Source organism: Rhizorhabdus histidinilytica, assembly GCF_900167915.1.
In the GTDB taxonomy this organism is placed as follows: domain Bacteria; phylum Pseudomonadota; class Alphaproteobacteria; order Sphingomonadales; family Sphingomonadaceae; genus Rhizorhabdus; species Rhizorhabdus histidinilytica.
Genome location: NZ_FUYM01000031.1, coordinates 1 through 9,470, shown reverse-complemented (window position 1 = coordinate 9,470; position 9,470 = coordinate 1). Strand labels below are relative to the sequence as shown.

The 9,470-nt window shown below is 68.6% G+C and carries 7 protein-coding genes; 1 reads left to right on the top strand and 6 read right to left on the bottom strand.

Annotation, left to right across the window (positions count from 1 at the left end; genetic code table 11):
- Nucleotides 1–66: 66 nt before the first annotated feature.
- Nucleotides 67–1,161: an aromatic ring-hydroxylating dioxygenase subunit alpha gene (locus B5X82_RS25620; protein ID WP_079651163.1), complete on the bottom strand. Its 1,095-nt coding sequence runs from the start codon at nucleotides 1,159–1,161 to the stop codon at nucleotides 67–69.
- Between the two features lie 137 nt (nucleotides 1,162–1,298).
- On the opposite strand from B5X82_RS25620, the gene B5X82_RS25615 reads away from it, so the two are divergent.
- Entirely contained in the window at nucleotides 1,299–2,198 is a 900-nt protein-coding gene (locus B5X82_RS25615; RefSeq protein ID WP_079651162.1) for a fumarylacetoacetate hydrolase family protein, read from the top strand.
- Here the strand turns inward: B5X82_RS25615 and B5X82_RS25610 are convergent.
- The 5 genes from B5X82_RS25610 to B5X82_RS25590 are packed head-to-tail and all read right to left on the bottom strand — an operon-like array spanning nucleotide 2,189 to nucleotide 9,245.
- Nucleotides 2,189–3,379, bottom strand: a complete 1,191-nt coding sequence (locus B5X82_RS25610; RefSeq protein ID WP_079651161.1) for an MFS transporter — start codon at nucleotides 3,377–3,379, stop codon at nucleotides 2,189–2,191. The genes B5X82_RS25615 and B5X82_RS25610 overlap by 10 nt on opposite strands.
- Complete coding sequence (locus B5X82_RS25605; protein ID WP_079651160.1) at nucleotides 3,376–4,779, bottom strand: RidA family protein; 1,404 nt, start codon at nucleotides 4,777–4,779, stop codon at nucleotides 3,376–3,378. The genes B5X82_RS25610 and B5X82_RS25605 overlap by 4 nt, the downstream gene beginning before the upstream one ends.
- Nucleotides 4,780–4,838: 59 nt before the next feature.
- Nucleotides 4,839–5,801 (bottom strand): MBL fold metallo-hydrolase, encoded by a 963-nt coding sequence (locus B5X82_RS25600; protein ID WP_079651159.1) that lies wholly within the window; start codon nucleotides 5,799–5,801, stop codon nucleotides 4,839–4,841.
- A gap of 37 nt (nucleotides 5,802–5,838) precedes the next feature.
- Entirely contained in the window at nucleotides 5,839–6,483 is a 645-nt protein-coding gene (locus B5X82_RS25595) for an RICIN domain-containing protein (RefSeq protein ID WP_079651158.1), read from the bottom strand.
- The gene (locus B5X82_RS25590; protein WP_079651157.1) at nucleotides 6,480–9,245 is read right to left on the bottom strand and encodes a TonB-dependent receptor domain-containing protein; all 2,766 of its coding nucleotides are present in this window, start codon (nucleotides 9,243–9,245) and stop codon (nucleotides 6,480–6,482) included. Before B5X82_RS25590 ends, B5X82_RS25595 begins: the two co-directional genes overlap by 4 nt.
- Nucleotides 9,246–9,470 lie beyond the last annotated feature (225 nt).

Here is a 9,470-nt window from a genome sequence, read left to right as displayed (position 1 = left end):
AAAGGTCTCGGGCGACCTGGATGGCCATGTTCGTCATTCCTGGAAAAAGTGGTCGGGGTCGCCGGCTCAGCCGACCGATTCCGCGCTGCGCGCGGGCTGCGGCCGACCGGCCTGTCCGGCGTCCTGTCCGGCCTGTTCGGCGGCGATCATCCGGTCGAGCGTGCGGCGCAGCTCGACCGCGCCGATGTCGGCCTGGAGCAATGCCGGCTTCATCGACCAGAATTCGCGATCGCCCATCGCCTCCTGCACGGCGTGGAGCATCACCTCGTCCTCATGGACGAAGGCATATTCGGTGCCGGTGCGGATACCCTCGTCAAGCTCCGCGTCGTCGGTCCTGAAGTTGCGGCAGATCGCCCAGAAATAATGGGTGGTCGACTCGGTCTCCGGCGTCAGGAGATGGGCGTTCTTGGTCTCCAGCCCCTCCTCGCGCGGGCGCCCGTGGAGCACGACGCCGGTGTTGTTGCGGACGAAGCAGGGCGCCTTCCAGCCGCCTTCGACCCAATGGTCCATCGTCCCTTCATAATCGCCGCGGGTCATCCGCCACATCATGTCGAAGATCGCCGGCGGCGCGCCGTCGCGGCCGTAGCGATTGGCCCAGATCGTGCCGCCCTCGTCCTTCACCAGCTCGGTCTTCGCGCGGCGCACCATGTCGCAGGCCAGCGAATTGTGATGGACCATGTGGAGATGCGCCTCGTCCATCAGATTGTCGTTGATGTAGCGATAATTGGCACGGACGTGGAGCACGCCCTTGACGGTGCGGTAGCTCGGATCCTCGAGGAACTCGAAGTCGGGGATCATCGCCAGGTCGGCCCGCGCCGGATCGCCCATCCAGATCCAGGCGGCGCCAAGCCGCTCGGTGACCGGATAGGTGCGCAGGCGCGCGCCGGCGGGGATGCGGCCGTCGCCGTCGGGGTTGAAGACGCAGCGGCCTTCGTCGTTGAAGCGCAGGCCGTGATAGGGGCACTCGATCGCGTCGCCGACGACCTTGCCCAGGTGCAGCGGCGCGAAGCGATGCGGACAGGTGTTGGCGGTGGCGACGAGCTCACCCGCCTCGGTCCGGTAGAGCAGGACCTGTTCGTTCAGGATCTTGCGGGTCAGCAGATTGTCGGAAACCTCGTCCGACCAGGCCGCCACATACCAGGCGTTGCGCAGGTAAACCATCCCACTCTCCCTCGACTCCGGCCGTCATCCCGACGGCTGTTTCAATTTGACCTATTTCATCAATTTGGACATAAACGTCAAAAAGGTCAATGCCACTTTTGGCGGCGGAGGCGCGCCGCCTCCACGAAGGAGTTCCTATGAAGATCGTCACGTTCCGGGATGGAGGCCGCGTCGGCTATGGTGTGGTCGAGGATAGGGAGATCGTCGACATCTCCATCCTGCCGCACGCGCCGCTGCATGTCCGCGCGCTGCTCGACGCGCATGGCGACGCGCTCGAACCGGCGTTGCGCGCGCTCACCGCCGCCGCGACGACGCGGCTTCGGCTCGACGCGGTGCGGCTGCTCGCGCCGATCCCCAACCCGCGCAAATTCCTGTCGCTCGGCGGCAACTATGCGTCGCACCTCGCCGAGACGGCGAAGATCGGCATGGTGCGCAGCCCGACCCAGGTCTGGTTCAACAAGCAGACGAGCTGCATCAACGGGCCTTACCTGCCGATCGAGAAGCCGGTCCTGTCCGACCAGCTCGACTATGAGGGCGAGATGGGCGTGGTGATCGGCCGCCGCTGCCGCGGCGTGAAAGCCGCCGACGCAATGGCGGTGGTCGCCGGCTACCTGGTCTGCAACGACGTGTCGGTGCGCGACTGGCAGCTCCGCGCGCCGACCCATATGCTCGGCAAGTCGTTCGACAGCCACGGGCCGATGGGGCCCTGGCTCACCACGAAGGACGAGATCCCCGATCCCCACGCGCTGCGCCTGACCACCCATGTCAACGGCGAGCTGCGCCAGAGCGGGTCGACCGGCGACATGATCGCGCGGATCGGCGACATGATCGAGGAGCTGACCAGCGCCTTCACCCTCGAACCGGGCGACATATTGTCGACGGGCACGCCGGCCGGGGTCGGCGGGCTGATGGACCCGCCCTGCTATCTGAAGCCCGGCGACGTGGTGCGGGTCGAGATCGAACGGCTCGGCCATATCGAGAACCGGGTCGAGCCCCAGCCCGAGCCGATCCGCCCGACCGTGCCGGTCTATCCCTGACCGGCGGCGGGCCGCCGGCCATCCGCGAAGCGGAGGATCAGCCCGCTGAGCAGCACCGGCGCCGCCACGCAGGCGAACAGCGCCTGGTCGGACAGGCCGGCGCCGAGCATCTCGCCACCGATCAACGGCCCCGCGATCGACCCGAGCCGGCCGACGCCCATGGTGAAGCCGACGCCGCGGCCGCGCGCCGAGGGCGGGAACAGCGCCGCCGCCAGCGACGGCAGGGTCAGCTGCGCGCCGATCACCGCCGCGCCCGCCAGCACCAGCAGGGGCGTCGCGACGACCGCGCTGGGCAGGTTCCCGCCGAGCGCGACGGTGAAGGCTGCCCCGACCAGCAGGGCGAGGCCGGCGACCCGGAACGGGCCGACCCGGTCAAGGAAGCGGGTCAGCGCCAGCGCGCCGACGATCCCGCCGACGTTGAGCAGCACCGCGCCGATGATCGCCCGTTCGGGCGTCGCGCCGGCGCGGACCAGGATCGTCGGCGCCCAGGAGACGAGGAAATAGCCGACCAGCAGGATCAGGAAGGCGGCGGCGAACAGCGACAGGGCGGCGGTGCGGCGGCCGCCGCCGAGCACCGGCTCGCGCGCCGCGTCCGCCATATCCGCCGCGTCGCCATGGTGCGCCCCCGGCCGCGCATCGCCGATCCAGGCGAAAACCACCGGCACCAGCAGCAGCGCGAGGGCGCCGCCCATCCACAACGCCGAGCGCCAGCCGAGCGGCCCGATCATCGCCGCGACCACCATGCCGCCGACCACCGCCCCGAGCGGAAAGCCGAGGAACATGCGGGTCACGGTCGCGCTGCGCCGGTCCGGCCCGACGCTGCCGGCGGCGAGCGCCGAGATGGCGGGGATCGCGCCGCCGAGACCGAGCCCGGCGAGCAGGCGGAGCAGGATCAGCGTCCCCATGTCGGGCGCCATCGCGCACCCCATGGTCAGCAGCCCGAACAGGGTGACGCAGCCGAGCAGGGTCCGCCTGTGACCGATCGCGTCGGCGAGCGCGCCGCCGCCGACCGCGCCGATCGCGGCCCCGACCAGGCCCGCGCCGAAGATGCGACCGACCTGCGCTTCGGCGAGCCCCCATTCGCCCGCGAAGGCGGGGGCGATGAACGATATCACCAGCGTGTCGAAGCCGTCGAGCATCGCCACGGCGAAGCAGATCCAGAATGTGCGGGCGGCGGTCATGCGGTCCTGTCTCCTGCGGGGACGTGGACGATCGCGTCCCATTGCATCACCGCGCCGGGCGCGATCAGCGGGTCGCCGCCGCCCATCGCGACCGCAGACAGCGCCGGCGGCTCATGGGGAAAAGCCTCGCGCCAGGCGCCAAGCATCTCGGGCAGATGGACGAGGTCGTCGAGGAAGGCCTGCACCTTGCAGACATCGGCCAGCGACGCCCCCACCTCGGCGCAGAGGCGCGACAGCGTGTCGAGGATCGCCGTCGCCTGGTCGCGCGCGGGCGACCGGAAATGCGGCACGTCCGCGCCCGCGCGCCAGCGGGCGGGCACCTTGCCGGTCGCGTCGAGCGCGAGCATCCCGCTGGTGAACAGGAAGTCCCCGGCGTGGACGGCGTGCGGGGCATGGCCGGGCGGCGCGGGTCCGTCCGCCAGGGTGATGCCGCGCCGCGACAGATCGGAATCGCCGGCGAGCAGCAGCATCGCGATCTCGACCCGCGTGCCCTTGATGACCAGCTCGGCACCGGTGACGAGGTTGCGGGCAGGCGGATCGTCGGGGAAATAGCGGCGCCAGACCCGCTCCATCCCCGCGACGTCGGACGGGTGGCGCACCGTCACGTCTGCCTTGACGCAGCGGTCGAGGCTGGTGCCGGCCGCCTCGGCCATCCGCGCCATCATGCGCAGCGTATAGTCGGTCTGCGCCTCGATCTCCGACCCCAGCCAGATATAGGGGTTCACGCGTGCCTCGGGCGCGATCATGCCGCGCGGGCCCATATGCGCGGTCGCCATCCAATCGCCCTTGAAGTCGGTCGCGCCGAAGCCGGCGAGGAACACCCAGTCGCCGATCCGGGTCGCGGGCGAATAGCCGATCTTGGGCTGCGGCACGTCGTCGGGCATGGCGAAGCCGCGCTTCTCGACGCCGGGACGCGGCTCGACCGCGATGAAGTCGACCGACAGCAGCGCCTCGGGCACCGGAAGCTGGCGCACGCCGATACCCGTCGACGAGCGCTGCGGATCGCCGACCATCGCGCCGAGGTTACGGGCATAAGGCGTTCCCGACGGGAAGGCCGGCCAGGCCGCCTCCCCCGCCGCATAGGCCGCGTCCTCGGGATAGCGGGCGCGAATCCATTGCCAGACGCGGACGAGGTCGCGCCGCCGGTCGCACCCCGCCGCCGCCAGCACCGCGCCGAGATCGTCGAGGATCAGCCGCGATTCGACATCGAGCGGCTCGGCCGACCAGGGCCGATCGGGATCGGTCCGCGCCTCGGCGCGCAGGCCATCGCGATAATCCGTCGCCATCAGCCCGCTGCCGAACAGCCAGCCGCCGGCGGCTACCGCATGACTCCATCCCGGCGCCGCCGGCATCGACGGCGGATTGATCGCCCGGCGGACCGATCGGGACTGCTCGCTCATATCCTCTCCCTTCCCTCGTTGAATGTCGGGACGGGGGCGTCGCCCCCATCCCGTCCGCATCATTCCTCGGCGGCGTTGGGATTGGCGGTGTTGGTGGCCTCGGCGGCGCCGTTCATGATCTTGTCGACGACATTCTGCCAGGCGCCGTGCATCGGCCCGACATTGGGCTCGCGCTTGCGGTAGAGATAGTCCCACATCGTCACGATGTCGGCCTTCAGCCACATCGAATAGCCACGCCAGTCCTTGAACTCGGGCATGGTGACGGTTTCGAGGATCTTCGGCAGCGGCGTGCCCTTCACCATCTCGTCGAGCACCGCCTTGCGGAGCGCGGTGACATATTCGATGTTGTTGAGGATATCGCTCTTCGGCGAGACGCCGCCGTGACCGTTGATGATCACGTCGATGTCATACATGCGATAGACGGTGTTCCAGGTCTCCAGCATGTTGTCGACGTCCATGTCGCGGAAGTCGGGGATCAGCCCCTTGCCGCGCTGCATGAAGTCGGGCGCGATCAGCACCTTCTCGTCGGGCAGATAGGCCTGGATCAGGTTGTCGCTGTGGGTCGGCCCGAAATAGAGCAGCTTGACCTGCTTGCCGCCCAGCCAGATCGTCGCCTCCTTGCTGAAGGTGATGTCGGGGACCGAGGTGTTGCGCCCTTCGCGGACGATCGCCTCGCGATTCTTGTCATGGGCGATGGTGACGGCAGTGTCGTCGAACACGTCGAGGTCGCAGATATGGTCCTCATGGTCGTGGCTCTCGATCACGTAGCGGACCGGCAGGTTAAAGCGCTTCTTGAGCTCGCCCTTCAGCCAGACCGCGGTGCCTTCGCTCCGGCAGGTCGCGTCCATGACGATCAGGCCGTCCCTGGTCACGATCACGCTCGATATCGCGGCGCCCGGGCGGTCGCCCTTCACCCACCAGACGCTGGGGCTCGCCTGGACGAGCTGGGCGGCCTGCGCGCCGGCCGTCGCGACGGCGGACGCGGCCAGGCCAAGGGCCAATTTGGCGAACAATCTCATCATGCATTCCCCTCTTTTCGTGATCGCGGCGTAAGTGGGTTCAGGAAGGATCGGGGCCGGGCGCGGACAGCCGCCACGCCTGGCGCGGCGCCTCGGCCGGCGCGCAGCTGCTGACGGTCAGCGCCCGCTGGAGCCAGGGCTGGCCGGGCGCGCGGTTGCCCGCCTCGTGTGCCTCCAGGCCGATGGTCAGGCATTTGGCCGGATCGAGGGCCGAGCGGATCTCGCCACGTGCCGCCATCTGGAAACGCTGGCGCGGACTGTCCCCACAGGGGGCCAGCACGACCCAGCTATCCTCGCGGACGACGCCGTCGGGCGTCGCGCCGGTGCGATGGACCTCGGCGCACAGATCGAAACGGGTGAAGCGAATCTGGCCACGATCGGCGAAGGCGCTGCGCGAGACGAGCTGGTCGATGAAGAAATAGTGCGACTTGGGCAGGCCCAGCTTGCACGTGTGCGCCTCCAGCGGCCAGCGCGGTTCCCAGCCGGTCAGGCCGGCGCTGAGCACGCCGAACCCCGGCACGTCGGCGCAGAAATGCCGGGGCTCGCCGAGTTCGTCGGCCGATTGCAGCATCACCTCGTCGTCGGTCGGCGGCGGCGCGGCGAAGCGTTCGAGGTTCGCTTGGCCCCACACCTGGGTCGACAGCAGCGCGCAGGCCGCCGCGACCGCGAGCGAGCGGGGCTTCACCGGCGGAACCGGACGCCGACGCGGAACTGCCGGCCGATCGTGTCGAAGAAGCTGGCGTTGGTGCCGGTGCTGGTGAAGGCGTTGCCGCTGGTCGCGACCGACACCGCCGGGTCCTTGTCGAACACGTTCTGGATCACCCCGAAGAGCTGCATCTCGGTCCCGTGGGTGCGCGAGAAGGTGTAGCTCGCCGACAGGTCGAAATAGGTCCGGCTCGCAGTGCTGTTGTCGTCGATATCGGCCGGCCCCCACGCCTTGTTGAGGACGCCGCCGCTGACGTAGCGGCCGGTCAGCGTCGTCGAGAAGCCGCCCAGGTCGTAGGTGACGGTGGTCTGCGCGCGCCATTTGGGCAGGCCGAGCGCGTCGCCGGTCACGCCGTCATAGCGCAGGAAGGTGCCGAAGGAGTCGACCTCGCGCTTGAACACATGGCTGGCCAGAGCGCGGATCGAGAGCTGGCCGTCGCCGAGCGGACGGCGATAGGAGGCGTCGATGTCGAGGCCGCGCGCCCGTTCCGACAGGACGTTCTGCGGCAGCACCCGAATCTCGGTGACGAGGTTGCCGGCACCGCGGGTGATCGCGCCGCAGAGCTGCTGGACGCCCGCCTGGCACTGGTCGAGCACGACCTGTCCGTCCGGCGTGAAGATCGCGTCGTCGATCTTGATGTCGTAGACGTCGACCGAGGCGGAGAAGCCCGGGAACCAGTTCGGCCGGTAGACGATGCCCGCCGACTTGGTGAGCGCCCGCTCGGGGCCGAGGTTGCGGTTGCCGGCGGTGACGCGGCGCACCGAATAGCTGGTGCCGGTGACCGGATCGACGATCGCGAAGTTGAGCGACGCGCTGGCCAGGAACAGCTCGTTCAGGTTGGGCGCGCGGATGTCGCGGGAGATGGTCCCGCGCAGCCGAAGCTGGTCGTCGATCTCCCAGGACAGGCCCGCCTTCCAGGTCGCGATGCTGCCGCTGGTGCTGTAGTCGGTGTAGCGGACCGCGCCGTCGAACTCGACCCGCTTGGCGAAGGGCAGGTCGGCGAGCAGCGGCACCACCGCCTCGAAATAGCCTTCGCGGACATTGTAGGAGCCGGCCGACGGCTTGTAGTTGCCTAGGAAGAAGCCGTTGGTCAGCGAGATCGCGTCCGGCTGCCGGGCGTTGTACTGCTCCTTGCGCCATTCGGCGCCGAGCGCGACCGACACCGGCCCCGCCCACAGGCTGAACGGCTCGCCGCGCAGGTTGGCGGCGGCGACCTGCTGCTTGATGACGGTGCTCTGGGTCGCCTCGCCGAAGATATAGTCCTGGGCCGCCTGCGAGACGCCGCCGGTGCCGAACACGTCGAACGGTACGCAGCCATTGCCCGGACTGGTCAGGCTCGACCGGCAGACGATGTTGCCGTTGGCGACGCCGGTCTGGATCAGCCCCTGGTCGACCGCGTCGACCGCATTGTTATAGTTGGCGGTGATGACGTTGTTGATCGCGGCGGTGTCGAACAGCGTCCGGCCATATTGATAATAGGCGTCGTAGGACCAGCTTCCGCCGAGTTGGCCCGTCGCGCCGATCACGCCCCGGATCAGCTCGCGGCTGCTCTTGACCTTGGCGACCGGCAGGTCGGTGTGGAGCTTGCCGAGCTGGAAGCTGGTCAGCCCCGCCGCATCCATCCGCGCGGCGGTGACGGGATCGAGATAGGCGTTCTGCCGCCTGATCGTGATGTTGCCGTCGCGCTGGTACAGCCGCACCGAATAAGAGGAATCGGCCTTCGCATAATTGCCGTCGGCGAACAGCGTGAAGGCCGGCGAGAATTCATATTCGGCGCGAGCGTAGACGGTGTCCCAGTTGACCGGGGTCAGCAGCTGCTGATCCTGCCCGGCGAGATAGCCGTCGCCGCCATAGGACAGCAGGCCGCTGACCGAGCCGGGATTGAACCGCGCCGGCTCGCCGCCCGCCAGGAACTGGGTGCCGGCCAGCGGACCCGCCGAGATCAAGCCGCCCGGCGTGCTGCGCGACAGGCCGACATTGGGCACGAGCAGCCGCATCGGCGCCGATCCGCCTGCCACATAGGCGGGGTTGTTGACGATGTTCCAGCCCTTGTACCAGTCGCGCGATCCGGCGCGCGGGATATCCTTGAGCTCGTTATGCTCGACGCTGGCGATGAAGTGGCCGCGCCCGTCGGCGAAGGGCGTGCCGAAGCTGAGATTGGCCTTGAACTGGCCGCCGTCGCCATGGCCCGAAATGCCGTTGACGACCTCGCCCTTCAGCCCCTTGAAGCTGCGGTCGAGCACCAGGTTTACGACGCCCGCGACCGCGTCCGAACCCCAGGCCGAGGAGGCGCCGCCGGTGACGATGTCGACCCGCTGGACCAGCGCCTGCGGCAGCAGCGCGAAGTCGACATTGCCGGTCAGCGAGGACGGGGTGACGCGACGGCCGTCGAGCAGCACCAGCGTGCGGTTGATGCCCAGGCCGCGCAGGTTGAGGAAGCTCGCGCCCGACGAAGAACCGTTGCGGTTGGTGGTCGGCGACAGCGAGTTGGAGAGCTGGGGAAGCTGGTTGATATAGTCGGCGAGCTGGACCTGCGCCGATTTCTGAATCTCGGCGACGCCGACGACGGTAGTGGGCGTCGGCGCGAAATAGCCGTCGCGGACGACGCGGGTGCCGGTGACGACGATGTCGCCCGATGCCCCCTCCCCGGCCGGCGCCTCCTGCGCCATGGCGGGCGACGCCAGCAACGCGGCGATCGCCGCCCCCGCCAGAAAAGCTTCGCGAAGATTCTTCCGTCGCATGGTGCTCCCTCCCTGGATGGCGATGCGGGGCGGTCTGTCACCACCATTACCGCTCGCGATTATTGTCGGATGCGCTCTTTCAGATTGTCGACCATCGGACAAACTGATCAAGCCACGGCAAAATCGATCCGTCAAGCATTTGTTGACATTAATATCGTATTATGGTCGACAATATCCAAAGAGATGATGGGGACATGAGCATGACCGCCGCCGCGCGCAATCTGG

Coding starts and splice junctions, on each gene's coding strand:
- B5X82_RS25620 (WP_079651163.1), bottom strand. CDS start 1,161: ATGGTTTACCTGCGCAACGCCTGGTATGTGGCGGCCTGGTCGGACGAG.
- B5X82_RS25615 (WP_079651162.1), top strand. CDS start 1,299: ATGAAGATCGTCACGTTCCGGGATGGAGGCCGCGTCGGCTATGGTGTG.
- B5X82_RS25610 (WP_079651161.1), bottom strand. CDS start 3,379: ATGACCGCCGCCCGCACATTCTGGATCTGCTTCGCCGTGGCGATGCTC.
- B5X82_RS25605 (WP_079651160.1), bottom strand. CDS start 4,779: ATGAGCGAGCAGTCCCGATCGGTCCGCCGGGCGATCAATCCGCCGTCG.
- B5X82_RS25600 (WP_079651159.1), bottom strand. CDS start 5,801: ATGATGAGATTGTTCGCCAAATTGGCCCTTGGCCTGGCCGCGTCCGCC.
- B5X82_RS25590 (WP_079651157.1), bottom strand. CDS start 9,245: ATGCGACGGAAGAATCTTCGCGAAGCTTTTCTGGCGGGGGCGGCGATC.